Here is a 25,362-nt window from a genome sequence, read left to right on the forward strand (position 1 = left end):
GATGCGCCAGCATGGTTTCTGACCTCTAGCGACTGTGCCGGCCTCTTCGCGGGCAAGCCCGCTCCCACAGAAGCTCCACCGCTTATAGGGGCTGAGTTGAACCTGTGGGAGCGGGCTTGCCCGCGAAGAGGCCGGCACAGTCGCTAGAGGTCAGAAACCATGCTGGCGCATCAACCTTTCATAGCTGCCATCGGCCTTCATCGCTGCAATGGCCTGCTCGAAGCGCTCGACGATCTGCTGGTGATCGGGGTGCTTCAGGCTCACCAGAATATGCAGGGTATTCTCCGCCAGCAGCGGCTCCACCAAGGTCACGCCATCGCGCACTTCCTGCGGCTCGCGCTGCAGGTTGTAGCGCGCCACATACTCATCTTCCACGGCCAGGTTCACTCTTCCGGCTGCCAGCATGCGCACGGCGGTCGAGAAGTTGCGGACCTCCACCTTGTGCAAGCGGGTATCACCATCGAAGGCGGGTGAATAGGCATAGTCACGCACGACCGCAATGCTGTAGGGATAAAGGTCGGGCTGATGCTGGTAACGGAAGGCATCACCCTTGCGCTTGAGCAAACGAATGCGATTGCTCAGGTAGCCCTTGGAAAACTGCCCGATCAGTTTGCGCCCGTCGTTGTACCAGGCGCTGATCAGCACGTCGTAGCGCCCTTCACCAATGCCCATCAAGGCCCGCGCCCAAGGCACTTCCTCGTAGCCGCTGGCATACCCGGCACGGGCCAGCGCCGTGCTGACCAGGCTGGTGGCCAGGCCACCGCCCGGCATGGTGCTGTCGGTGAACGGCGGCCAGTTGTCGGCCACCAGCCGCAACCTGTCATGGCCGGATGCAGGTGCTGCCAGGAGCACGCCCAGCATACCCAACGCGCAAAGCAGTGGCCGCATGCAGAAGTCCTTTTGCAGTGGGAGGCACACGCTGTGGAAGGCGATTCGCAGATGAGATTACACAAAGCCGTTGCCTGGGGCAGCGGCCAATAATGTCATTTAGCCTCTATTTTGGCCGAGCTGCGAAAATTTGCGATGATCAGCCATCCATTTCAGGAGATTCACCATGTCCATCCACTGGCTTTGCAAGCATCACTCCGACCTCGACAAGCATGAGCTCTACGCCATCCTGCAACTGCGTACCGCCGTGTTCGTGGTCGAGCAACGCTGTGCCTATCAGGAAGTCGATGGCCAGGACCTGACGGGCGACACCCTGCACTTGATGGGCTGGCAGGATGACAAGCTGGTCGCCTACCTGCGCCTGCTCGATCCGCAGTCGCAGGGCGGCGATGTAGTTATCGGGCGGGTGGTGACCTCACCCGAGGTGCGCGACCTGAAACTCGGTCATCCGCTGCTGATGAAAGGGCTGGAAGCGGCCAGCCACTGCTGGCACGGGACGCCGGTTTATCTGTCGGCGCAGGCACACCTGCAAGGGTTCTATGCCCGGCACGGTTTTGCAGTGGTGGGTGAGCAATACCTTGAGGATGACATTCCGCATATCGGCATGCGCAAGGTCATGGATACCCCAGTACTTCCCTGATCTGCCGCAGGTGCTGGATGATCCACTGCTTGTCGATCGCCCCCCAGTCATGGATGCGGTAATGCCCGGCATGGTTGCGCGCACCTTCCTGCTGCTCGAACTCGCAGACGATGTCCAGGTCGGCGAGAGCGGCGATGGTGTCCTGTGCCGTACGCCGTGGCATGCCGGTAGCCTCCATCAGCGCCGGCACGCTGGTGGCGGTCTGGCTGTCGATCAGCCAGGCCACGTACAGGCGGCGGTAGAAACTGCTCTTGGTCTTGCTCACATCCATGCTGCGTGATCCTTACAGGTTGCCTGGCAACTCCCGGTAGGTCAGGTAGACGCGCAGGTCGAATTCCAGTTGGTGGTAAGCCGGCTCCATGTGCTGGCAGAGCTGGTAGAACGCCTTGTTGTGATCGCGCTCGCGCAGGTGCGCCAGCTCGTGCACCACGATCATGCGCAGGAACTCGGGCGCCGCCTCCCTGAACAACGAGGCTATGCGGATTTCCTTCTTCGCCTTGAGCTTGCCGCCCTGCACCCGCGAAACCGCGGTATTGAGCCCCAGGGCCCGATGAGTCAGGTCCAGGCGGTTGTCGAACAGCACCTTGTCCAGGTTGGGTGCACTGCGCAGGTATTGCTGGCGCAGGTCCTGGGCATAGCCGTACAGCGCCTTGTCGCTCTGCACGTCATGGCGCCCGGGGTAGCGGCGCTGCAGGTACTCGCCCAAGCGGTCGCTGTCGATCATCTGCCGCACCTGCTCCTGCAGGTGCGGTGGGTAGGCTTGCAAATAGCGTAATACGGTCATGGCATGGCATTCGGCGTAACGAATGCCGATTCTAGCCAATCACGGCCGCAGCCAGGGAAAAATCGCCGGAAAGCCACTGGCATCAGCCGCCGTCATCGGGTGCGCGACCAGAAAGCCCTGGACGTAAGCGCAACCGTTTGCCTTCAGCCACGCAGCTTGGGCCTCTGTTTCAACACCCTCAGCGATCACGGTGATGCGGTAATCCGCGCACAACCCGATGACACTGCGCACCAGCGCGGCATCCTCCGCCGAGTCCGGCAGGCGCGCCACCAGATGGCGGTCCAGCTTCAACGTGTCGATGGGCAGGTCGCGCAACATGCGCAGCGAACAGTCGCCCGCGCCGAAATCGTCCAGCGCCACGCGCACGCCCAGTTCACGCAGGCGGTGAATCTGCTTGATCGCCGTGTCGATGTTGTACATCAGCGAGGTCTCGGCAACCTCGACCTCCAGTTGCGCCGGGTCGAGCTGGTAATCCTGGATCACCCGCTGCAGTTCATCGACCAGGCTGGGCATGGAGAACTGCGCGCGGCTCAGGCTGATACCCAACACCAGTTCCGGGTCGAAACGCTGGCACCAGGCCTGACGCTGCGCGGCACCTTGGCGGTAGATCCAGCTGGCCAGGCGGTTGATCAGCCGTGCCTCTTCCAGCAAGGGGATAAACAGCCCGGGCGGCACATCGCCAACGCTGGGGTGCTGCCAGCGCAGCAGGGCTTCGAACCCCCTTAGCTGGCCATCGGCAAAGGCCACCTGGGGTTGGTACACAAGGCTGAAATCCTGGGCTTCGATGGCATTGCGCACACTGTCTTCAAGCATCAGCCTTGAGCGGGCACGGCCATTGAGCTCCTGATCATAGAAGCGATACTGTTGGCGACCGGCCCGCTTGGCTGCATACATCGCTGTGTCGGCGGCACGCAGCAGGCCTTCGACATTGCCGCCGCAGTCGGGGTAGGTGGCGATGCCGATGCTGACGCCCAGGCACACATCCATCCCTTCCACCTGCTGCTGGATCGACACCCGTTCAAGCAGTTTCTCGGCATAGCGCCCGGCCAGTTCCGGGTATGGCAGGCCGTCGAACAGTGCGGTGAATTCATCGCCCCCCATGCGCGCCAGCAACGCCTCGCTGCCGAGGCAGTCCTTGATCTGCTCGGCCACCCAGTGCAGCACGCGGTCACCGGCTTCATGGCCCAGCGAGTCGTTGATCCGCTTGAAGCCATCGAGGTCCATGTACATCAGGGCCTGGGTCTTGTTCGAGCGCTCGCCGCGCAGCAGTACGCCTTCGGCAGCCTGGTAGAACCCGCGGCGGTTGAGCAGCCCGGTCAACGGGTCGGTCACCGCCTGGTACTCCAGTTGTTGATGCAGGTTGCGCTCCACCGACATGTCCAACACCGTGACCACCATCGCCTGCTGCTCCGCCGGCAATGGCGCGCATGACAGGGCTACCGGCACCACCTGACCACCCGGGATGCGCAGGTGGGCATCATGGACCCGCACGATCTGCCGCGCGAGATAGGCATTGCGGAATTCGGATTCGCTCCACAGGGTGGCATTGGCCAACTGCAGCAGATCGAGCAGCTGGGCACCCTGCAGTTGTTCGACCGGGGTATGCATCAAGCGCGAGATCGCCGGGTTGGCAAAGCTGATGACACCCTCGGCATCGACCACCAGGATGCCTTCGGCGGCATTTTCCAGGATCGAGGCGTTGAACGCCCGGGCCGCCTCCAGCTCGCGGGTCAAGCGCTGCAGCATGCGCCGATTGCGCTGCTGGTCCAACTGCGCCTGTACCTTGGGCTTGAGAATCTGTGGATCGAACGGTTTGAACAGGTAATCCACCGCACCGCTGGCGTAGCCCTTGAGCACGGCGGCATCGGACTGCTCGTTGGCGGTGAGGAAGATGATCGGGGTCAGCCGGGTGCGTTGGCTGCCGCGCATCAGCCGGGCGACCTCGAAACCGTCCATTTCGGGCATCTGCACATCGAGCAGGACCAGATCGACCTCGTGTTCGAGCAACGTACCCAGGGCTTCCATCCCCGAGCTTGCCGTCAACACGTGCCAATCATTGCGCGCCAGCAAGGCCCGCATGCTAATGAGGTTTTCCGGGTAATCGTCTACCACCAGGAGAACCGATTTGCCATCCAGTGGTTGAGGGTAAGCGCCATCCATGCTGCTTCTCTTGTTTGACCGACTTCGACTTACTATTGGATCCGATTAATACTCTAGACCTGAGGTTGCGACAAGCAATGCAATCAGATCGCTATCAGTGAATTAGTTTCACGGTAGCCGACTAACGGTTGCCTTGCAGCATTTTCGATACATAAAAAAACCCGCATCGCTGCGGGTTTTTCATGACTGCACCTGTGAATCAGTTGACCTTGGCGGCCAGCTCACCCTTCAGATAGCGCTGGAACATGCCTTCCAGGGAGATCGGTTTGATCTTCGAGGCATTGCCGGCAGTGCCGAACGCTTCGTAACGGGCGATGCACACGTCACGCATGGCTTTCACGGTTTCACCGAAGAACTTGCGCGGGTCGAACTCGCTCGGGTTCTGTGCCATCAGGCGGCGCATGGCACCGGTGGATGCCAGGCGCAGGTCGGTGTCGATGTTGACCTTGCGCACGCCGTGCTTGATGCCTTCGACGATCTCTTCGACCGGTACGCCGTAGGTCTCTTTGATGTCGCCGCCGTACTGGTTGATGATCGCCAGCCACTCTTGCGGTACCGAGGAAGAACCGTGCATCACCAGGTGGGTGTTAGGGATGCGCTTGTGGATTTCCTTGATACGGTCGATGGCCAGCACGTCACCGGTAGGCGGCTTGGTGAACTTGTAGGCACCGTGGCTGGTGCCGATGGCGATGGCCAGGGCGTCGACCTGGGTCTTCTTGACGAAGTCAGCGGCTTCTTCCGGATCGGTCAGCATCTGGCTGTGGTCCAGCACGCCTTCGGCACCGATGCCGTCTTCTTCACCGGCCATGCCGGTTTCCAGCGAGCCCAGGCAGCCCAGCTCGCCTTCCACCGAAACGCCGCAGGCGTGGGCCATGGCCACGGTCTGCTGGGTGACGCGAACGTTGTACTCGTAGTCGGTCGGGGTCTTGCCGTCTTCACCCAGCGAGCCGTCCATCATCACCGAGCTGAAGCCCAGCTGGATCGAGCGCTGGCAGACGTCAGGGCTGGTGCCGTGGTCCTGGTGCATGCACACCGGGATGTGCGGGAATTCTTCGATGGCGGCCAGGATCAGGTGGCGCAGGAACGGGGCACCGGCGTATTTGCGGGCACCGGCCGAAGCCTGGACGATCACCGGGGAGTCGGTCTTGTCGGCCGCTTCCATGATGGCGCGCATCTGCTCGAGGTTGTTGACGTTGAAAGCCGGAACGCCGTAACCGAACTCGGCGGCGTGGTCCAGCATCTGGCGCATGCTAATGAGTGCCATTGTGTATCTCTCTCCCGACAAGCGTCGTTTGTTTCGTGCAAGCCTGCCGCAGGGGCGGTTGCTGTTCAAGTAGTGTGGGCCGCCTGTGCGGCCCGGCCAGTCACGGTGCCTTGCAGCCCCGCCCAATCAGATCGTTGGTTGCCACCCAGTACACCAGGCCTTCTTCGCCCTTGGTGTGGAAGGCCAGCACGCCATCGCTGTACAGCGCGCCAGAGGCGCCCGGCTCGGCCTTGAGCCGATAGACCTGGTCGCCGCCGCCGAGGCGCACGTCAACCTGGTCCCGTTGTGCATCAGCGAAGCGCCACAGCACTTCGGCCTGGGTGTCACAGACCCAGCGGGTCCAGTTGTCCGCCGGGGCGGAAGGCGCAGGCTGCATCAGCGAGCATCCTGCCAGTGTCGCCAGGGCCATCGAGGCCAGCAGCGCTTTCATTACATATCCTCTAGATGACCACACAGCGGTCGCTTGGTTGCCTGCCCCGACGAAACGCCAGGTTCGGTCGTTCTCTTCAAGGGCAACCCGGCGCCTGGTGCTGGTGTTCTTCGTCGTACTTTTCCAGGCCTTGCGGGCCGACGCGCTTGCTGATGACCGGTACGGTCTCGGCCTGCCACTCGGACTGGTAGCAACCGCCCTTGGGCGGCTGCGCCGGGTCGGCATCCGTGGACGGGCCGCTGGAGCAAGCGCCCAGCAGGCCGGCCAGGATCATCACAGGCAATTGCTTGACCATCAGGTCGCTCCCTTTGCCAGGCGCCGCCATTGTCAGGCTTTTGCCCGCTCTTCCAGGATCGCCACGGCGGGCAGCACTTTGCCTTCGACGAACTCGAGGAAGGCACCGCCACCGGTAGAAATGTAGGAGATTTCCTTGCTGACGCCATATTTGTCGATGGCAGCCAGGGTATCGCCACCACCGGCGATGGAGAACGCGGCGCTTTCGGCGATGGCCTTGGCCAGCACCTTGGTGCCGTTGCCGAACTGGTCGAACTCGAACACGCCGACCGGGCCGTTCCACAGGATGGTCTTCGACGACTTCAGCAGCTCGGCGAAATTGGCTGCGGTCTGCGGGCCGATGTCCAGGATCATGTCATCGGCGGCTACGTCGGCGATGGCCTTGACGGTGGCTTCGGCGTCTTCGGCAAAGGCCTTGGCAACCACCACGTCGACGGGCAGCGGCACGCTGACCTTGGCGGCGATGGCCTTGGCGGTGTCGACCAGGTCAGGCTCGTACAGCGACTTGCCGACCGGGTGACCGGCAGCGGCGAGGAAGGTGTTGGCAATGCCGCCACCGACGATCAGCTGGTCGCAGACGCTGCTCAGGCTGTTCAGCACGTCCAGCTTGGTCGACACCTTGGAGCCGGCGACGATGGCCGCCATCGGCTTGGCCGGGGCTTTCAGGGCCTTGCCCAGCGCGTCCAGTTCGGCGGCCAGCAGCGGGCCAGCGGCAGCGACCTTGGCGAACTTGGCGACGCCATGGGTAGAACCTTCAGCGCGGTGAGCGGTGCCGAATGCGTCCATGACGAACACGTCGCACAGGGCGGCGTACTTCTGTGCCAGCTCGTCGGCGTTTTTCTTCTCGCCCTTGTTGAAGCGAACGTTCTCGAACAGCACCAGGTCACCCGCGTTGACCTGAACGCCGTCCAGATAGTCGGCAACCAGCGGCACTTCGCGGCCCAGGGCCTTGCTCAGGTAGTCGGCAACCGGCTTGAGGCTGTTCTCGGCAGAGAACTCGCCTTCGGTCGGGCGGCCCAGGTGCGAGCAGACCATTACCGCCGCACCCTTTTCCAGGGCCAGCTTGATGGTCGGCAGCGCTGCCAGGATACGCGCATCGCTGGCTACCACACCGTCCTTCACAGGTACGTTGAGGTCTTCGCGGATCAGTACGCGCTTACCTTGCAGGTCGAGGTCGGTCATCTTCAACACGGTCATGAATGCAGTCCTTCAGGGCTGTTTGCTGCGGGTTGGGTGGACGACGTGCAGATAGTGTTCGGCAACGTCGAGCATACGGTTGGCGAACCCCCATTCGTTGTCGAACCAAGCCAGCAGGTTCACCAGGCGTGGGCCTGAGACGCGGGTCTGGCTGGCATCGACGATGGCCGAATGCGGGTCATGGTTGAAATCACAGCTGGCGTGAGGCAGCTCGGTGTAGGCCAGCAGGCCTTTGAGCGGGCCACTCTGCGCCGCCTCACGCAGCACCCGGTTGACCTCGGCCGCGCTGGTGTCGCGGGCGGTCTGCAGGGTGATGTCCAGGCACGAGACGTTGACGGTCGGCACGCGTACCGCTTTGGCCTGGATTCGCCCGGCAAGTTCCGGAAGCAAGCGCTCGATGCCGCGCGCCAGGCCCGTGGACACCGGGATCACCGACTGGAAGGCCGAACGCGTGCGGCGCAGGTCTTCGTGGTGATAGGCATCGATCACCGGCTGGTCGTTCATCGCCGAGTGGATGGTGGTGATCTGCACGTACTCGATGCCGAATGCCTGGTCCAGCACGCGCAGCAGCGGCACGCCGCAGTTGGTGGTGCAGGAGGCGTTGGACACCAGGCGTTCGTTGCCCGTCAGGCAATCCTGGTTGATGCCATAGACCACGGTGGCGTCGACGTCGGCCTCGCTGGCCATGGGCTGCGAGAACAGTACGCGCGGCGCGCCGGCATCGAGGAAACGCTGGCCATCGGCGCGGGTGTGGTAGACGCCGGAGCACTCCAGCACCAGGTCGACACCCAGGGCGGCCCAGTCGATGCCTTCAGGGGTAGCGCTGCGCATGACTTTCACGCAGTCGCCGTTGATGTGCAGACAGTCGCCGTCGACCTTCACCTCGCCGGGGAAACGCCCGTGGGTGGAGTCGAAGCGTGTCAGGTATTCGATGCTGGCCTGATCGGCCAGGTCGTTCAGCGCAACGATCTCGAAACCGGCCGTTGCCCCCCGCTCGAACAGTGCGCGCAGGACACAGCGGCCGATGCGGCCGTAACCGTTGAGTGCAACTTTGTAAGGACGCGGGTGGGACATTCGGTGCTCACGAGACAGTTTTATTGTCATCAGCCTGCGGCATCGAGTGTCGCCCCTATTCGCGGGCAAGCCCGCTCCCACAGGGTCATCTGCAACCTCTGTGGGAGCGGGCTTGCCCGCGAATCAGGGGCGACACCGCCCGCAGATCTTTACATCAGTCTTCCAGCAGCTCTTCGGCGGTGCCCAGGATGTTCTCCAGGGTGAAGCCGAATTCCTCGAACAGTGCAGCGGCCGGAGCCGACTCACCATAGGTGGTCATGCCGATGATACGACCTTCCAGACCGACGTACTTGTACCAGAAGTCCGCGTGGGCAGCTTCGATGGCGATGCGCGCAGCGACTTCGACCGGCAGTACCGACTGCTTGTAGGCAGCGTCCTGGGCATCGAACACGCTGGTGCAAGGCATGGAAACCACGCGCACCTTGCGGCCCTGCTCGGTCAGCTTGGCTTGTGCCTGAACGGCCAGGCCCACTTCCGAACCAGTGGCGATCAGGATCAGCTCAGGCTCGCCAGCGCAGTCCTTGAGCACGTAGCCGCCGCGGCTGATGTCGGCGATCTGTTGGGCATCGCGCGCCTGGTGCTGCAGGTTCTGGCGCGAGAAGATCAGCGCCGATGGGCCGTCCTTGCGCTCCAGGGCGTTTTTCCAGGACACGGCCGATTCGACCGCGTCGGCTGGGCGCCAGGTGTCCAGGTTCGGCGTGCTGCGCAGGCTGGTCAGCTGCTCGATCGGCTGGTGAGTCGGGCCGTCTTCGCCCAGGCCGATGGAGTCGTGGGTGTAGACGTGGATCACGCGCTGTTTCATCAGCGCCGACATGCGCACCGCGTTGCGAGCGTATTCCATGAACATCAGGAAGGTCGCGCCGTAAGGCACCAGGCCACCGTGCAGGGCAACGCCGTTCATGATCGCGGTCATGCCGAACTCACGCACACCGTAGAACACGTAGTTGCCGCTGGCGTCATTGGCTTCGACGCCCTTGCAGCCTTTCCACAGGGTCAGGTTGGAGCCGGCCAGGTCAGCCGAACCGCCAAGGAACTCAGGCAGCATCGGGCCGAAGGCATTCAGCGCGTTCTGGCTGGCCTTGCGGCTGGCGATGGTTTCACCTTTGGCGGCTACTTCATTGATGTAGGCCTGGGCCTTCTCGCTGAAGTCGGCCGGCAGCTCGCCGCTGTCACGGCGCTTGAACTCGGCAGCCAGTTCCGGGAAGGCCTTGGCGTAGGCGTCGAAACGCTGGTTCCAGTCGGCTTCGGCCTTGGCACCGGCAGCCTTGGCATCCCACTCGGCGTAGATGTCGGCCGGGATTTCGAACGGACCGTGGTTCCAGTTCAGTTCCTTGCGCGCCAGGGCGATTTCGTCGTTGCCCAGCGGTGCGCCGTGGCAGTCTTCCTTGCCCTGCTTGTTCGGCGAACCGAAGCCGATGATGGTCTTGCAGCAGATCAGGGTCGGACGGTCGCTCTTGCGCGCAGTCTCGATGGCCATCTTGATTTCATCGGCATCGTGGCCATTGACGTTACGGATGACCTGCCAGTTGTAGGCTTCGAAGCGCGCCGGGGTGTTGTCGGTGAACCAGCCGTGCACTTCGCCGTCGATGGAAATGCCATTGTCGTCGTAGAAGGCGATCAGCTTGTTCAGGCCCAGGGTGCCGGCCAGCGAGGCGACTTCGTGGGAGATGCCTTCCATCATGCAGCCGTCGCCGAGGAACACATAAGTGTTGTGGTCGACGATCTTGTGGCCGTCACGGTTGAACTGGGCAGCCAGCACTTTCTCGGCCAGGGCGAAGCCCACGGCGTTGGCGATGCCTTGGCCGAGCGGGCCGGTGGTGGTCTCGACGCCTGGGGTGTAGCCGTATTCCGGGTGGCCCGGGGTACGGCTGTGCAGCTGGCGGAAGCCTTTGATGTCATCAATGGTGACATCGTAGCCGGTCAGGTGCAGCAGCGAATAGATGAGCATCGAGCCGTGGCCGTTGGACAGCACGAAGCGGTCACGGTCAGCGAACTTCGGGTTGCTCGGGTTGTGCTTCATGTAGTCGCGCCAAAGCACTTCGGCGATATCCGCCATGCCCATGGGGGCACCTGGGTGGCCGCTGTTGGCCTTTTGCACGGCATCCATGCTGAGTGCACGAATGGCGTTGGCACGTTCACGACGGCTGGGCATCGCTTATCTCCTGGGGCTTGAATAGGTGGTGTCACGAAAAAGGCGGCCATTTTCGCCCACTGCGGGGGCCGGGGGCAATGACGGATGGTCGCAGTTGGGGGATTTTCCTGTGATTGGCCTCCATAACGGCGAAAAAACCGCCAGGGCCACCCGCCCATCAGTCAATATCAAAACTTTTTGATATTGATCTTGCGGGGGCAGCCCTGCCTGTCTAGACTGCCGCCCCATGAACCTCCGTGCGCAACCGATCCCTCAGCAAAGCGACACACTGGCCGCCCTGTGCAAGGCCAGTGGTGATGAGCTGCGCCTGAACGTATTGCGCGCCCTGGCCAGTGATTCGTACGGCGTGCTGGAGCTGGCGCAGATCTTCGACATCGGCCAGTCAGGCATGAGCCACCACCTCAAGGTGCTGGCCCAGGCCGATCTGGTGGCCACGCGGCGCGAAGGCAATGCGATCTTCTACCGTCGCGCCCTGCCCGATGGCCAGCGCTTCGGCGGGCGTCTGCACATGGCCCTGCTCGACGAGGTCGACGGCCTGACCTTGCCGGAAGATGTCCAGGCCCGCATCGCCCAGGTGCAGCAACGCCGCGCCGCCACCAGCCAGGACTTCTTCCTGCGCGTGGAAGAAAAATTCCGCGCCCAGCAAGACCTCATCGCCGGCTTGCCGCAGTACCGCGAAAGCCTGCTGGCACTGCTCGACAAGCTGAACTTTGCGCCGACCGCCAGCGCGCTGGAAGTCGGCCCCGGCGATGGCGGTTTCCTCCCGGACCTGGCACGGCGCTTCGCCCAGGTCACGGCCCTGGACAACAGCCCGACCATGCTCGAGCTGGCCCGCCAGGTCTGCGAACGCGAACGCTTGAGTAATGTAAACCTGCAGTTGGCCGATGCACTGGGTGCAACGGATGTGGAAGCCGACTGCGTTGTGCTGAACATGGTCCTGCACCATTTCAGCGACCCGGCCCTGGCCCTGCGCCAGCTGGCCAAACGGGTGAAGGCAGGCGGCAGCCTGCTGGTCACCGAACTGTGCAGCCATGACCAGGGTTGGGCGCGGGAAGCCTGCGGCGACCTCTGGCTCGGCTTCGAACAGGACGACCTGGCCCGTTGGGCCGCAGCAGCCGGGCTGGTCCCCGGGGACAGCCTCTATGTGGGCTTGCGTAACGGTTTCCAGATCCAGGTCCGCCATTTTCAGCGGACGGCTGGCGACACTCACCATCGGTAAATTTTAGGAACCCGTCGAGATGAGCGAATACTCCCTTTTCACCTCCGAGTCCGTGTCCGAAGGGCATCCGGACAAGATCGCCGACCAGATTTCGGACGCGGTCCTTGATGCCATCATCACCCAGGACAAGTACGCCCGCGTTGCGTGCGAAACCCTGGTCAAGACCGGTGTCGCCATCATCGCCGGCGAAGTCACCACCTCCGCCTGGGTCGACCTGGAAGAGCTGGTGCGCAAGGTCATCATCGACATCGGCTACAACAGCTCCGACGTCGGCTTCGACGGCGCCACCTGCGCCGTGATGAACATCATCGGCAAACAGTCGGTGGACATCGCCCAGGGCGTCGACCGCTCCAAGCCGGAAGACCAGGGCGCGGGTGACCAGGGCCTGATGTTCGGCTACGCCAGCAACGAAACCGACGTACTGATGCCAGCGCCGATCTGCTTCTCGCACCGTCTGGTCGAGCGCCAGGCCGAAGCGCGCAAGTCCGGCCTGCTGCCATGGCTGCGCCCGGATGCCAAGTCGCAGGTCACCTGCCGTTACGAGAACGGCAAGGTCGTCGGTATCGACGCGGTGGTCCTGTCGACCCAGCACAACCCTGAGGTTTCGCTGAAAGACCTGCAGGAAGCCGTGATGGAGCTGATCGTCAAGCACACCCTGCCGGCCGAACTGCTGCACAAAGGCACCCAGTTCCACATCAACCCGACCGGCAACTTCATCATCGGTGGCCCGGTGGGTGACTGCGGCCTGACCGGCCGCAAGATCATCGTCGACTCCTACGGCGGCATGGCCCGTCACGGTGGTGGCGCGTTCTCTGGCAAGGACCCGTCCAAGGTCGACCGTTCCGCCGCCTACGCCGGCCGCTACGTGGCCAAGAACATCGTTGCCGCCGGCCTGGCCGAACGTTGCGAGATCCAGGTGTCCTACGCCATCGGCGTGGCCCAGCCGACCTCCATCTCGATCAACACCTTCGGCACCGGCAAGGTTTCCGACGACAAGATCATCCAGATCGTACGCGAGTGCTTCGACCTGCGCCCGTACGCCATCACCAAGATGCTCGACCTGCTGCACCCGATGTACCAGGAAACCGCTGCCTACGGCCACTTCGGCCGTGAGCCACAGCAGAAGACTGTCGGCGACGACACCTTCACCACCTTCACCTGGGAGCGCACCGACCGCGCCCAGGCGCTGCGTGACGCTGCCGGCCTGTAAATTCACTACAGCGGTAAATGAAAGCCCCTGCCGAGTGATCGGCAGGGGCTTTTTTGTGACATATCGGCTGACAACTGCGCGGCGCAACGCTTGCTTGCGTTGCCTAGGCTGAGGCTTCCCCTCTGCCAAGCAAGGATGCTGGCCATGCCATTAGTGCTCCTGTTCCTGCTCGTTCTATCGTTCAACGCACAAGCCGCCGACTGCCCAACCTGGTCAGCCGAGCGGGCTCACTCAGAAGTCACCCGCCTGCGCGCGGCGGTTAACCAATGGGATGACCACTACCATCGCCTGGGCGACTCGCTGGTGCCCGATGAGGTCTATGACCAGAGCCGGCACCGCCTGCTGCACCTGCAAGGGTGTTTCGCACTGGAGAGTGAGCTGGATTCACTGGCCAGCGCACGCGGGCCGATTGCCCACCCGATCCCACATACCGGCGTCGACAAACTGCCGGATGAACAGGCCGTGAGCCAGTGGATGGCCGGCAAGACCGGTGTCTGGCTGCAACCGAAGGTCGATGGCGTCGCGGTGACCCTGGTCTATCAGCAAGGCCGGCTGGCCCAACTGCTCAGTCGGGGTGACGGCACCCAGGGGCATGACTGGAGCCGGCATATCGAGGCTCTGGAAGGCATCAACCGGCACTTGCCGAGCCCACTGGACCTGACCCTGCAAGGGGAGCTGTACATGCGTCTGAATGACCATGTGCAAGCACGCAACGGTAGCGTCAACGCCCGCACCACCGTCGCGGGGTTGTTGGCGCGCAAGCAGCTGGCCCGTGAGCAAGGCGCAGACATTGCGCTGTTTGTCTGGGACTGGCCGCAAGGGCCGAGCGATCAGGGCGAGCGTGTGGCCAGGCTCGCGGCACTGGGCTTCCCCGACAGCCAGCGCTACAGCGTGGCCATCGGCAGCGCTGGCGAAGCTGCACACTGGCGCCAGCACTGGTATCGTTCTGCCCTGCCCTTCGCCACGGACGGCGTGATCCTGCGCCAGAACACACGGCCACCCGCCGAGCGCTGGCTGAGCAATGCGCCTTACTGGATCGCAGCCTGGAAGCATCCCTTTGCCCAGGTGTTGAGCGAAGTGCGTGACGTGCACTTTCGCATCGGCCGCACGGGCCGAATCACACCGGTCCTGAAGCTGCAGCCGGTCCAACTCGACGACCGCCGTGTTACCCAGGTGAGCCTGGGCTCCCTGGCTCGCTGGCAGGAACTCGATGTTCGCCCTGGGGATCAGGTCGCCATCAGCCTGGCGGGGCTGACCATCCCGCGCTTCGAACAGGTGGTGCACCGCGCCACCGAGCGCCAAAGCTTGACGGTTCCTGCGCTGGATCAATACGGTGCCTTGACGTGCTGGCAGGCTGGTGAACACTGCGAAGAACAGTTCATTGCCCGCCTCACCTGGCTCAGTGGCAAACATGGCCTGGCCATGCCGGGCACCGGGCCCGGCACTTGGCGACGGCTGGTACAAGCCGGGCTGGTAACGTCGCTGAGCGACTGGCTGGAGCTGGACGCCGAGCGGCTGGCCCAATTGCCTGGCATCAGCGATACCAGCGCCAGGCGCTTGCAGCGAAGCTTCGAGGCTGGCCGAACCAGGCCTTTCGCCCAGTGGATCAACGGTCTTGGCGTGCCGATACCACGCAATCTGCCGCTCGAGGGCGATTGGGCAACCCTCGCCCGGCGCTCGACCACTGAGTGGCAAGCCTTGCCTGGCATTGGCGCAACCCGCGCCAGTCAGCTACAAGCTTTTTTCGCGGCCGAGCACGTGCAGGCCCTGGCACAACAGCTGAGTGATAGCGGCATCCAGGGGTTTCCTGCTGCGGCCCAGCGTGTGCAGCAATGAGTTTTGACAAAGACCCTTGTCAGGAGACGCCTGGATTGTTCCAGAAATATCCAACAAGGGTTCCTAAATGGTCAAAAGCAAGGCAGGATTTGCCCCAACTTTTGCCGCCCCGCCCCCACAAGGAGGCTTTGATGAAATTGATTTCCACCCTGGCACTGCTGACCACGCTTGGCCTCGCCGCTGGTGTCGCGCAAGCCGCCCAACCCGAAGAGGGCCTGACCGGTTGCGCCGCCAAGCGCAGCGCCATCGAGAACCAGCTGAAAATCGCCCGCGACCACGGCAACAGCGATCAGGTGGCAGGGCTCGAGGAAGCACTGCGTGGCGTTGACAATTGCACCGACGCGGGCCTGCGCAAAGAGCGCGAGCAGAAAGTGCTGGATGCCCGTCATGAAGTGGCTCAGCGCGAGAAAGACCTGAAGAAGGCCGAGAAAAAAGGCGACGCGGAAAAGATCATCAAGCGCAAGGACAAGCTTGCCGAGTCCCGTAAAGAGCTGCAGGAAGCCGTGGACGACCTGGACCGCTGATCCTTGCTGATCGCCTGTTGACGCAGGCGATCAATGATTGCGGAACTCGTTATGGCACGCCTTGCACGCCGCCTCGACCTTGTCCATCGGTGCCTTCAATTGCGCCGCGTCCAACGGTTGGGTCCGCGTCATGTCGACCAACTCGCCGGTCACGCCCTCCAGTTGCCGGGCAAGGTCATGGAAATGCGCCTGCCGCTCCCACACTTCCGGCCGTGCGCTGCTGTCGCCCTCATCCCGCACCTGTGGAAAATGCTGCCACGGCGCGTGGGCCAGGCCATCGAGCTTCAACGCGCCATCGGCGAACTTCACCCCGTCGAAAGGCAACCGGCCGCGCAACATGCCGCCCATGTCTTCACTGGTCTTGAGCATGTCCTTGAAGATTGCCTTGCGCTTGCCCAGCGGCGAGTTGGGGTCGACTCGGTCACAGGCAGTCAGGGCAAGGGCAGCAAGCAGTACAACGGTCAATCGCTTGAACATCACGGTCACTTCAGCCTACGCAAAGGGGCGACCAGTATCGCCGCCTGCCAGGCAAAGACCAATAGCCACATAAAACACAAGGGCGAATCTTCATGTTCGCCAGCCATAGGTACCCACTGATGAAATCTGCCCTGCGCCATCTGGCCTGGACACTCCCGGCACTCGCCCTGCTGGCCGGCTGCAACGGCGGCGAAAACGCCAAGCCCGAGCCTCATGCCATCGCCACCTATGCCCCGGCCACCTGGAAAGACCTGCCTGCGGTCAGCGATGAAGACCTGCTGGCCGGCTTCTACGCCTGGCGCAGCGGCTGCGAAAAACTCAAGCGCGACCCGGTGTGGGCCGCCACCTGCGAAGCGGCCGGCAGCGACACGGCGAGCGCCACCCAGGTGCGCACGTTCCTTGAGCAGAACCTGCAGGTGTATGGCCTGCGTTCCGCCGATAACAATGCCAACGGCCTGATCACCGGCTACTACGAACCGGTCTACCCCGGCAGCCTGAAGCGCACCGAAGCGGCACACGTGGCGGTTTATGGCGTACCCGATGACATGATCGTGGTCGACCTGGCCAGCGTATACCCCGAACTCAAGGGCAAGCGCCTGCGTGGCCGCCTGGACGGTCGCGTGCTCAAACCCTACGACACCGCCGAGGTGATCAGCCGCGATGGCGTCAAGGCGCCCGTGCTGGCCTGGCTGACCGATCCGATGGACCTGCAGTTCCTGCAGATCCAGGGCTCGGGCAGAATCCAGCTGGAAGATGGCCGCCAGCTGCGGCTGGGCTATGCCGATCAGAACGGCCACCCCTACCGGCCAATCGGCCGCTGGCTGGTGGAACAAGGCCAGTTGAAAAAAGAAGACGTGACCATGGGCAGCATCCACGCCTGGGCCATGGCCAACCCGCAGCGCGTGCCGGAACTGCTGGCCAGCAACCCTAGCTACGTGTTCTTCAGTGCCCGCCCGGACAGCAACGAAGGGCCGCGCGGCTCTCTGAACGTGCCGCTGACAGCGGGCTACAGCGTGGCCATCGACCGCAAGGTGATTCCGCTGGGTAGCCTGCTATGGCTGTCCACCACGCGCCCGGATGGGTCGCTGGTGGTACGCCCGGTGGGCGCCCAGGATACCGGCGGTGCCATCGCAGGCGAAGTGCGCGCGGACCTGTTCTGGGGGACCGGGCCAGAGGCTGGGGAATTGGCGGGAAACATGAAGCAGCAAGGGCAGATCTGGATGCTGTGGCCCAAGGGCAAGCCGCTGCCTGAAGTACCGAAAGTCCTCTGACTCTGCGTTGGATTCTTCGCGGGCTCGCCCGCTCCCACAGGTACACCACAGCCCTTGAATGCTGTGTTGTACCTGTGGGAGCGGGCAAGCCCGCGAAGCAGGCGACTCGGTTTCAGACAGAAACCACGAAGAACGACACGATCAACGCCAGCCCGGCAAACCACACCAGAGACCGCAGCGCCGCCCAGTCCGCCAGGTAGCAGATGATGTACAGCAACCGGCTGGTGATATACATCACCGCCAGCACATCCTGGGTCACCTGCTCGGCATTGCCGACGATATCCGCCACCAGCACCGCTGCGGCGAACGCCGGAAACGCCTCGAAACTGTTCTGCTGGGCTGCATGCGCACGCCTTGGCAGGCCCGACAGGGTATCGAGGAAGGCACGCGGGTCATGGTTGTCACGCAAGCCGAAGCGGCCACTGCTCACTTTCGCAATCAATGCGCACAGTGGCGGCAGGCACAGGGCGATCAGGATGCACCACAGGGCAACGGTCATGCACAGGACTCCTTGTTCAATGTTCGGGTCAGAGCTTCATCACCAGCATGCCTGCCAGGACCAGCCCGCAAGCTAGGAGTCTCGGCCCGCCAAAAGGTTCTTTGAGGTAGCGCATGCCCAGCAGTACCACCAGTATCACACTCAATTCGCGCAGGGCTGCCGCTTCGGCCACCGACCCCAGGTGCATGGCCCACAGCACCAGTGCATAACTGAACAGCACGCAAAAGCCCACCGCCAACCCCAATCGCCATTGTGTACGCCAGAACAGCACGAACGGTGCCCGCCGCGCCACGCTGGCCAGCAATGGGAATGGCCAGGCACTGAGCAGCGTCAACCACACCAGGTAGTCCCAGGGTTTACCCCACAACCGCACCGCCTGGCCATCGAACCAGGTGTAGCAACCGATACACAGGCCGATCAGCGCAACCACCGGCAGCATCGACCACGGCAAGCGGTCACCGCCGCCGCCCTGCCACAACAGGCACGCCATGCCACACGGGATCAGCAGGATGCCAATGATCTGCTGCGGGCTGAGCGACTCACCGGCAAACGCCAGGGTCAGTCCCAGCACCACCAGCGGCGACAGACCGCGCATCAGAGGATAGACCAGCCCCAGATCACCGACCCGATAGGCCTGGATCAGCAGGAACCGGTACAACTGCTCGGCCAGCGCCGAAGCCAGCAGCCAAGGCCAGATCTCGGCAGGCGGGAACTCGGTGAAGGCCACCGCGCACACGGCGAACAGCAGCGCCACGACGTCCATGCTGGCGATCACCAGCAGGCGCTCGGCACTGAATTTGATCAGGGTGTTCCAGGTCGCGTGCAGCAGGGCGGCGACCAATACCAGGGAAGTTGCCAGCACGCCTTGCAGTCCTTTCTGTTTTTGTAAGCTGTGCATCATATAACGATGATCAATAGCGCTGTATGGCTGTAATCACCATCGATCAGGAACGATTTCAAGGATCCTGGTCAAATCCTGTGTCCCGAACCCCTCGCCAGATCATCAAAGAACTGCCCGAGCCATTCGGGTAACGACTTGGAAGCCACTGTCACAGGATTCGGGATGCTTGAACTAGTTGCCGCGTTTATCTGCCTTACCACCCTCCTCACCTATGTAAATTACCGCTTCATCGGCCTGCCACCCGCCATCGGCGTGATGGTCACGGCGTTGCTGTTCTCCCTGATGCTGCAGGGCCTGAGCCTGATCGGCTTCCCTGGCCTGGAAGAACGCGTCGAAGGCCTGATGAACCAGATCGATTTCAACGACCTGCTGATGCACTGGATGCTGGCCTTCCTGCTGTTCGCCGGCGCACTGCACGTCAACCTCAGCGACCTGCGCAGCTACCGCTGGCCGATCGGCCTGCTGGCCACCCTGGGTGTGCTGATTGCCACTGTGGTGATCGGCTACCTGTCGCACTGGGTGTTCGCGATGTTCGGCTGGCAGGTGCCGCTGATCTACTGCCTGCTGTTCGGCGCGCTGATCTCCCCGACCGACCCGATCGCCGTACTGGGCGCGCTGCGTACAGCCAACGCCTCCAAGCCGCTGAAGACCACCATCGTCGGTGAATCGTTGTTCAACGACGGTACTGCAGTCGTGGTGTTCACCGTCCTGCTGGGCATCATCCAGCTGGGCGAAACGCCGAGTGTCTCCGACACCGCCATCCTGTTCGCCCGCGAAGCCATCGGCGGGGTGCTGTTCGGCGGCGTGATCGGCTATGCCACCTACCGCATGATCAAGAGCGTCGAGCAGTACCAGGTCGAAGTCATGTTGACCCTGGCGCTGGTGATCGGGGGTTCGGCGATGTGCTACGAGCTGCATGTTTCGGCACCGATCGCCATGGTGGTTGCCGGCCTGATCATCGGTAACCTGGGGCGCAACCTGGCAATGAACGACATGACCCGCCGCTACATGGACGGCTTCTGGGAACTGATCGACGACATGCTCAATGCCCTGCTGTTCGCCCTGATCGGCCTGGAGCTGTTGCTGCTGCCGTTCAACTGGCTGCACCTGGCGGCGGGTGGCGTGCTGGCGTTGGCGGTGCTGCTGTCGCGGCTACTGACCGTGGCCCCGGCGATCGTGCTGTTGCGGCGCTGGCGGCCGGTGCCGAAAGGTACCGTGCGGGTGCTGACCTGGGGTGGCTTGCGTGGCGGGGTGTCGGTGGCCCTGGCGCTGTCGCTGCCACTGGGCGCGGAACGTGACCTGCTGCTGTCGATCACCTACATCGTGGTGTTGTCGTCGATCCTGGTGCAGGGGCTGAGCATCGGCCGGGTAGTGCGCAAGGTCAGCGCACAGCCTTGAAAATGCAGGGGCCGCTCTGCGGCCCCTGACAGTCACTCGACGGCGGAGTCCGGGAACTGGTCCTGAACATACTTGATCTCGGTCCGCCCATGGGCCGCCGGCAAGCCGTCTTCGCCCAGGTTGACGAAGACCATCTTGTCGACCGTCAGAATGCTCTTGCGGGTGATCTTGTTGCGTACTTCGCACTTGAGGGTGATCGAGGTACGACCAAACTCGGTGGCCGTGATGCCCAGTTCGATGATGTCGCCCTGGCGCGAGGCGCTGACGAAGTTGATCTCCGACATGTACTTGGTCACCACGCGCTGGTTGCCCAGCTGGACGATGGCATAGATTGCCGCTTCTTCGTCGATCCAGCGCAGCAAGCTGCCGCCGAACAGCGTGCCGTTGGGGTTGAGGTCTTCGGGTTTTACCCATTTGCGGGTGTGAAAGTTCATCTTTACTCCTGACCTGCTTGGCTAACGTGAAGTAATGATGGCAGAGCGGCCGCCAGCGCTCCATTGAACATCGACTATCGTCGCGATAAATCGACAGAAAGCCTTGGGTGTGTCACACAGCCACGGCTATAATCGCTGCCGATTCTCATGGCTGCCCGCAGTGGCGGCCATCCCGCCACCCATCCGAGGGGCGCTGCAGCAGGCTCGGCCTGTCAGGCTCGGTTGGGGCGTTGTCCGCTGAAGCGGACGCTCAACGCACAACGGCGCCCATTCGCACACTACGAATGGAGGCTCTCATGAGCGCTGTAAACACGCCTGCTGGTTTTTCCGACTTCAAGGTCGCCGACATCTCCCTGGCCGACTGGGGCCGCAAGGAAGTCATCATCGCCGAATCGGAAATGCCGGCACTGATGGGTCTGCGCCGCAAGTATCAAGCCGAGCAACCGCTCAAGGGCGCGAAGATCATCGGCTGCATCCACATGACCATCCAGACCGCCGTACTGATCGAGACCCTGGTCGCCCTGGGCGCCGAAGTCCGCTGGTCGTCGTGCAACATCTTCTCCACCCAGGACCAGGCCGCTGCCGCCATCGCCGCCGCCGGCATTCCTGTGTTCGCCTGGAAAGGTGAAACCGAGCAGGAGTACGAGTGGTGCATCGAGCAGACCATCCTGAAAGATGGCCAGCCTTGGGACGCCAACATGGTGCTGGACGACGGTGGTGACCTGACCGAAATCCTGCACAAGAAATACCCGGCCATGCTGGAAAAAATCCACGGTGTGACCGAAGAAACCACCACTGGCGTGCACCGCCTGCTGGACATGCTGGCCAAGGGCGAGCTGAAAGTCCCGGCGATCAACGTCAACGACTCGGTCACCAAGAGCAAGAACGACAACAAGTACGGCTGCCGTCACAGCCTGAACGATGCCATCAAGCGCGGCACCGACCACCTGCTGTCGGGCAAGCAGGCCCTGGTAATCGGCTATGGTGACGTGGGCAAGGGCTCGGCCCAGTCGCTGCGTCAGGAAGGCATGATCGTCAAGGTCACCGAAGTCGACCCGATCTGCGCCATGCAGGCCTGCATGGACGGCTTCGAAGTCGTTTCGCCGTTCAAGGACGGTATCAACACTGGCACCGAAGCCGGCATCAATGCCGACCTGCTGGGCCGCATCGACCTGATCGTCACCACCACCGGTAACGTCAACGTCTGCGACGCCAACATGCTCAAAGCCCTGAAGAAGCGTGCCGTGGTCTGCAACATCGGCCACTTCGACAACGAAATCGACACCGCCTTCATGCGCAAGAACTGGGCATGGGAAGAGGTCAAGCCGCAGGTTCACAAGATCCACCGCACCGGCGCTGGCACCTTCGACCCGCAGAACGACGACTACCTGATCCTGCTGGCCGAAGGCCGCCTGGTGAACCTGGGCAACGCCACTGGCCACCCAAGCCGCATCATGGACGGTTCGTTCGCCAACCAGGTGCTGGCGCAGATCTTCCTGTTCGAGCAGAAGTTCGCTGAACTGCCAGCTGCCAAGAAGGCCGAGCGCCTGACCGTGGAAGTGCTGCCGAAGAAACTCGACGAAGAAGTGGCCCTGGAAATGGTCCGCGGCTTCGGTGGCGTGGTCACCCAGCTGACCCCGCAACAGGCCGAGTACATCGGCGTGACCGTCGAAGGCCCGTTCAAGCCGGACGCCTACCGCTACTAAGCGGCAGGCTTGGAGCGACACGCTCCAACGCCGAAACCTGAACGATGCCCAAGCCAGATCGGCCATCACCGATCTGGCTTTTACTTGCAGCTTGCTGCCAGAGGCCTGCTGCTCGAGGAACGCCTGATGTCCCAAGATCGCCGTTACAGTTTCGAGTTCTTCCCAACCAAGACCGACGCCGGTCACGAGAAGCTGATGGGCGTTGCTCGCCAGCTGGCCGCATACAACCCGGACTTCTTCTCCTGCACCTACGGTGCCGGTGGTTCTACCCGCGACCGCACGCTGAACACCGTGCTGCAGCTGGAAAGCGAAGTGAAGATCCCTGCCGCGCCGCACCTGTCGTGCGTCGGCGACACCAAGGACGAACTGCGCGCCCTGCTGGCCGAGTACAAGGCAGCCGGCATCAAGCGCATCGTCGCCCTGCGTGGCGACCTGCCGTCGGGCATGGGCATGGCCAGTGGTGAGCTGCGTTATGCCAGCGACCTGGTCGAGTTCATCCGCCAGGAAACCGGCGACCACTTCCACCTGGAAGTAGCCGCCTATCCGGAAATGCATCCGCAAGCGCGCAACTTCGAGGCCGACCTGGGCAACTTCGTGCACAAGGTCAAGGCCGGTGCCGACAGCGCCATCACCCAATACTTCTTCAACGCCGACAGCTACTTCTACTTCGTCGAGCGTGCGCAGAAAATGGGCGTCGACATCCCGGTGGTGCCCGGCATCATGCCGATCACCAACTACAGCAAGCTGGCGCGTTTCTCCGATGCCTGCGGCGCCGAGATCCCGCGCTGGATCCGCAAGCAGCTGGAAGCCTACGCCGACGATACCGCGAGCATCCAGGCCTTTGGCGAAGAAGTCATCACCCGCATGTGCGAGCAACTGCTGCAAGGCGGCGCACCGGGCCTGCACTTCTATACCCTTAACCAGGCCGAGGCGAGCCTGGCGATCTGGAACAATCTGAAACTGCCACGCTGAAACTTTTTGGCATCATCGGATTCAGAAACAATTAAGGCTTTAGTCGTACACTAGGGCCTTATTTACTTTCTGGCTCTGACTAGGTGTCGTCTGCAATGCAACATTTCCTGCCATCTCGCCCTCAGCTCGTGTACCTGGCGTTCGGCCCCGCCACCTATCACCAGGAAGCCTGCTTCAGTATCGTCAGTGCCCTTGCGCAACTGGGGGACACTGCCACCCCGGCCATCGACATTCAGGTCTACACCGACAACGCCGAGCCTTACGGCAAACTGCCGGTGACCGTTCATCTGCTCGACGAGGCCACCCGCAAGGCCTGGAACCAGCCTCACGGCTATCACTTTCGCAGCAAGCACGTGCTGATGCGCCAAGTGTTGCAGCAACATCCCCAGGCCGTGCTGATCGACACCGACACCTTCTTCCGCAAGTCGCCGTTGCAACTGTTCCAGCGGGTCAAACCCGGCACGCTGCTGTGCAACGCCATTGGCGCGCGCTACGGCGCGAATCAGCAGTGCCTGCTGTACACGAACCTGCTCGGCATACTCGAGGCGCGCGGCCTCGCCGACTGCCAGATGCCGCTGGTCAACTCGGGCGTGATCGGCCTGTGTGCCGAAGACAGCGACGTACTGGACCGCTCCATTGCCATGATGGACGAGTTCTATCCGTTGGCTCGCACCGCCTATACCCTGGAAGAGTTCTGCCTGGCGGTGGCCGCGTACCGCAAGATGAAACTGGCCGCATGCACCGACGTCATCCACCACTACTGGAGCCGCAAGGCCCAGTTCCGTGCCAAGATTCAGGCCTGGCTGCGCAAACATGGCGATAACCCACTGGGTGCGGCAGCGCTTGCAGATGTGACATTGGTCAACGACCAGCTGCCACGCCCTCCGGCCCTGCAACGGCTGGGCTACAAGGCCTTGAGCCTGACCATGCCCAGCCGCGAGCGCCAGTTCGTGCGCGAGTTGCTGTACGGCTGCTACCCATACCCCAACGAGTTCGACCGCGCCTGTGCATCGGCCTGGTGGGACAAGGCACTGGAGAACCTCAACGAGCGCCACGGGCACATCGCGCCCGAGCAACTGCGCCAGTGCCTGCGCCACCCGAGCCTGCGCCTGTCACTGGGTGGCCGGCGCAAGGATATCGAGTCACACCTGCTGCGCTCTTCCCATCGCTGAAGCCGGCACCGGGGCATCCATCTTCACTGGCCTTGCCCTGGGTGAGCGCGTACTCTCGCGCCATGCCCCACATCGCCCAACTGCTGTGCATCTTGCTGCTCGCCTGCCTGAGCCCGATGGCGCTGGGCGAGCGGCTGCGCCTGGTCAGCGACGACTGGGCGCCCTATGTGTATCGCGAAGACGGCCGGGTCAGGGGGATCGACTACGAAGTCACCACCGAGGTGTTTCGCCGCCTGGGTGTCGAGGTGGACTGGCAATTCCTGCCGTGGAAACGCTGCCTGGCACTGGTGGAGCAAGGCCTGGCTGACGGGGTGATGGACACTTTTCAAGTTGAGTCGCGCAGCACCTACATGGTTTATCCGGCAGAACCCATGTCCGATGTCGAGTTCGTGCTGTATCAGGCCAGCGATCGGCGCCATGCCATCCGCCAGCTGAATGATCTCGCCGGCCTGACCGTAGGCACGTCACCGGGCTACGCCTACGACAAGGCATTCAACGAATCCCCGGACTTCCGCCGCGAAACCGCGCCGAGCCACGAAGCCAACTTCGGCAAACTCATTCGCGGGCGCATCGATCTGCTGGTCACCGACCGCCTGGTCGGGCGCTACCTGCGCAAACAGCTAGGCCTCGAACAGCAGGTCGAAGAACTGCCCTTGCTCATCAGCCGTCAGGCGCAGTATCTGGGCCTGGCGCGCAAACCCGGGCGCGAACAACTGGCCCAGGCGTTTACCGAAGAACTGCGTCGTTTCAAGCAGGAACCAGCGTTCGAGGCGATTATCGAACACTACATCGGCGACGCAGGCGATCTTGCCGGCGCCGTTGAGCAGCAGGAAAGCAGCACGCTGCGTTAGCTCTGTTAT

The 25,362-nt window shown here is 62.8% G+C and carries 25 protein-coding genes and 1 riboswitch; of the genes, 11 read left to right on the forward strand and 14 right to left on the reverse strand.

Annotated elements, in window-relative coordinates; all coding sequences use genetic code 11:
• Positions 1-150: 150 nt before the first annotated feature.
• Complete coding sequence (locus tag J7573_RS21855) at positions 151-888, reverse strand: transporter substrate-binding domain-containing protein (protein ID WP_294340278.1); 738 nt, start codon at positions 886-888, stop codon at positions 151-153.
• A gap of 166 nt (positions 889-1,054) precedes the next feature.
• Between J7573_RS21855 and J7573_RS21860 the strand changes: the two genes are divergently transcribed.
• Positions 1,055-1,528, forward strand: a complete 474-nt coding sequence (locus J7573_RS21860; RefSeq protein WP_294340279.1) for a GNAT family N-acetyltransferase — start codon at positions 1,055-1,057, stop codon at positions 1,526-1,528.
• Here J7573_RS21860 and J7573_RS21865 read toward each other — a convergent pair.
• The 9 genes from J7573_RS21865 to tkt form a co-directional block, all read right to left on the reverse strand.
• Positions 1,503-1,799, reverse strand: coding sequence for a winged helix-turn-helix domain-containing protein (locus J7573_RS21865; RefSeq protein WP_023378388.1), 297 nt, complete (start codon positions 1,797-1,799; stop codon positions 1,503-1,505). The two genes, J7573_RS21860 and J7573_RS21865, sit on opposite strands and share 26 nt — an antisense overlap.
• A 12-nt stretch (positions 1,800-1,811) precedes the next feature.
• Complete coding sequence (locus J7573_RS21870; RefSeq protein ID WP_294340281.1) at positions 1,812-2,312, reverse strand: M48 family metallopeptidase; 501 nt, start codon at positions 2,310-2,312, stop codon at positions 1,812-1,814.
• A 39-nt stretch (positions 2,313-2,351) separates the two neighbouring features.
• Entirely contained in the window at positions 2,352-4,472 is a 2,121-nt protein-coding gene (locus J7573_RS21875) for an EAL domain-containing protein (protein ID WP_294340283.1), read from the reverse strand.
• A 199-nt stretch (positions 4,473-4,671) separates the two neighbouring features.
• On the reverse strand, positions 4,672-5,736 hold the full coding sequence (fba, locus tag J7573_RS21880) for a class II fructose-bisphosphate aldolase (protein ID WP_008093958.1): 1,065 nt from the start codon (positions 5,734-5,736) through the stop codon (positions 4,672-4,674).
• A 100-nt stretch (positions 5,737-5,836) separates the two neighbouring features.
• Complete coding sequence (locus J7573_RS21885; RefSeq protein ID WP_110633321.1) at positions 5,837-6,166, reverse strand: MliC family protein; 330 nt, start codon at positions 6,164-6,166, stop codon at positions 5,837-5,839.
• 76 nt (positions 6,167-6,242) lie between these two features.
• On the reverse strand, positions 6,243-6,461 hold the full coding sequence (locus tag J7573_RS21890; protein ID WP_294340297.1) for a hypothetical protein: 219 nt from the start codon (positions 6,459-6,461) through the stop codon (positions 6,243-6,245).
• 32 nt (positions 6,462-6,493) lie between these two features.
• On the reverse strand, positions 6,494-7,657 hold the full coding sequence (locus J7573_RS21895; RefSeq protein WP_294340298.1) for a phosphoglycerate kinase: 1,164 nt from the start codon (positions 7,655-7,657) through the stop codon (positions 6,494-6,496).
• A gap of 12 nt (positions 7,658-7,669) precedes the next feature.
• On the reverse strand, positions 7,670-8,731 hold the full coding sequence (gene epd, locus J7573_RS21900; RefSeq protein WP_294340299.1) for an erythrose-4-phosphate dehydrogenase: 1,062 nt from the start codon (positions 8,729-8,731) through the stop codon (positions 7,670-7,672).
• Positions 8,732-8,885: 154 nt separating this feature from the next.
• A complete protein-coding gene (tkt, locus tag J7573_RS21905; protein WP_294340300.1) occupies positions 8,886-10,883 on the reverse strand; it encodes a transketolase in 1,998 nt (665 codons plus the stop codon).
• A gap of 226 nt (positions 10,884-11,109) precedes the next feature.
• On the opposite strand from tkt, the gene J7573_RS21910 reads away from it, so the two are divergent.
• From J7573_RS21910 to J7573_RS21925, 4 genes are all read left to right on the forward strand, one after another.
• Positions 11,110-12,102 (forward strand): metalloregulator ArsR/SmtB family transcription factor, encoded by a 993-nt coding sequence (locus tag J7573_RS21910; RefSeq protein WP_294340302.1) that lies wholly within the window; start codon positions 11,110-11,112, stop codon positions 12,100-12,102.
• Positions 12,103-12,121: 19 nt separating this feature from the next.
• On the forward strand, positions 12,122-13,312 hold the full coding sequence (gene metK / locus J7573_RS21915; protein ID WP_103445962.1) for a methionine adenosyltransferase: 1,191 nt from the start codon (positions 12,122-12,124) through the stop codon (positions 13,310-13,312).
• A gap of 144 nt (positions 13,313-13,456) precedes the next feature.
• Positions 13,457-15,148: an NAD-dependent DNA ligase LigB gene (gene ligB / locus J7573_RS21920; protein ID WP_294340306.1), complete on the forward strand. Its 1,692-nt coding sequence runs from the start codon at positions 13,457-13,459 to the stop codon at positions 15,146-15,148.
• Positions 15,149-15,279: 131 nt separating this feature from the next.
• On the forward strand, positions 15,280-15,672 hold the full coding sequence (locus J7573_RS21925) for a DUF1090 domain-containing protein (RefSeq protein ID WP_294340307.1): 393 nt from the start codon (positions 15,280-15,282) through the stop codon (positions 15,670-15,672).
• Between the two features lie 30 nt (positions 15,673-15,702).
• On the opposite strand, the gene J7573_RS21930 is transcribed toward J7573_RS21925, so the two are convergent.
• The gene (locus J7573_RS21930) at positions 15,703-16,149 is read right to left on the reverse strand and encodes a cytochrome c (RefSeq protein WP_294340308.1); all 447 of its coding nucleotides are present in this window, start codon (positions 16,147-16,149) and stop codon (positions 15,703-15,705) included.
• Between the two features lie 119 nt (positions 16,150-16,268).
• On the opposite strand from J7573_RS21930, the gene J7573_RS21935 reads away from it, so the two are divergent.
• Complete coding sequence (locus J7573_RS21935) at positions 16,269-17,420, forward strand: MltA domain-containing protein (protein WP_294340309.1); 1,152 nt, start codon at positions 16,269-16,271, stop codon at positions 17,418-17,420.
• A gap of 112 nt (positions 17,421-17,532) precedes the next feature.
• Here the strand turns inward: J7573_RS21935 and J7573_RS21940 are convergent, their stop codons facing one another.
• Both J7573_RS21940 and J7573_RS21945 read right to left on the reverse strand, forming a co-directional pair.
• Complete coding sequence (locus J7573_RS21940; RefSeq protein ID WP_294340310.1) at positions 17,533-17,919, reverse strand: MAPEG family protein; 387 nt, start codon at positions 17,917-17,919, stop codon at positions 17,533-17,535.
• A 28-nt stretch (positions 17,920-17,947) separates the two neighbouring features.
• Complete coding sequence (locus J7573_RS21945; RefSeq protein WP_294340311.1) at positions 17,948-18,781, reverse strand: EamA family transporter; 834 nt, start codon at positions 18,779-18,781, stop codon at positions 17,948-17,950.
• A gap of 201 nt (positions 18,782-18,982) precedes the next feature.
• On the opposite strand from J7573_RS21945, the gene J7573_RS21950 reads away from it, so the two are divergent.
• Complete coding sequence (locus tag J7573_RS21950) at positions 18,983-20,218, forward strand: sodium:proton antiporter (protein ID WP_103445969.1); 1,236 nt, start codon at positions 18,983-18,985, stop codon at positions 20,216-20,218.
• A 32-nt stretch (positions 20,219-20,250) separates the two neighbouring features.
• Here the strand turns inward: J7573_RS21950 and J7573_RS21955 are convergent, their stop codons facing one another.
• Positions 20,251-20,652: a hotdog domain-containing protein gene (locus tag J7573_RS21955; RefSeq protein WP_012274534.1), complete on the reverse strand. Its 402-nt coding sequence runs from the start codon at positions 20,650-20,652 to the stop codon at positions 20,251-20,253.
• A gap of 179 nt (positions 20,653-20,831) precedes the next feature.
• Positions 20,832-20,928: riboswitch (S-adenosyl-L-homocysteine riboswitch) on the forward strand.
• A gap of 20 nt (positions 20,929-20,948) precedes the next feature.
• On the opposite strand from J7573_RS21955, the gene ahcY reads away from it, so the two are divergent.
• The 4 genes from ahcY (at position 20,949) to J7573_RS21975 (ending at position 25,353) form a co-directional block, all read left to right on the forward strand.
• Positions 20,949-22,358 carry an adenosylhomocysteinase gene (gene ahcY, locus J7573_RS21960; RefSeq protein ID WP_099815603.1) on the forward strand — a complete coding sequence of 470 codons (1,410 nt, stop codon included), beginning with the start codon at positions 20,949-20,951 and terminating at the stop codon, positions 22,356-22,358.
• A 126-nt stretch (positions 22,359-22,484) separates the two neighbouring features.
• Entirely contained in the window at positions 22,485-23,330 is an 846-nt protein-coding gene (metF, locus tag J7573_RS21965; RefSeq protein WP_159412389.1) for a methylenetetrahydrofolate reductase [NAD(P)H], read from the forward strand.
• A gap of 95 nt (positions 23,331-23,425) precedes the next feature.
• Positions 23,426-24,502 (forward strand): hypothetical protein, encoded by a 1,077-nt coding sequence (locus J7573_RS21970; protein ID WP_294340317.1) that lies wholly within the window; start codon positions 23,426-23,428, stop codon positions 24,500-24,502.
• 62 nt (positions 24,503-24,564) lie between these two features.
• A complete protein-coding gene (locus tag J7573_RS21975; protein ID WP_294340319.1) occupies positions 24,565-25,353 on the forward strand; it encodes a transporter substrate-binding domain-containing protein in 789 nt (262 codons plus the stop codon).
• Positions 25,354-25,362: the final 9 nt, after the last annotated feature.

It is taken from the genome of Pseudomonas sp. (assembly GCF_017744435.1).
Classification (GTDB): Bacteria; Pseudomonadota; Gammaproteobacteria; order Pseudomonadales; family Pseudomonadaceae; genus Aquipseudomonas.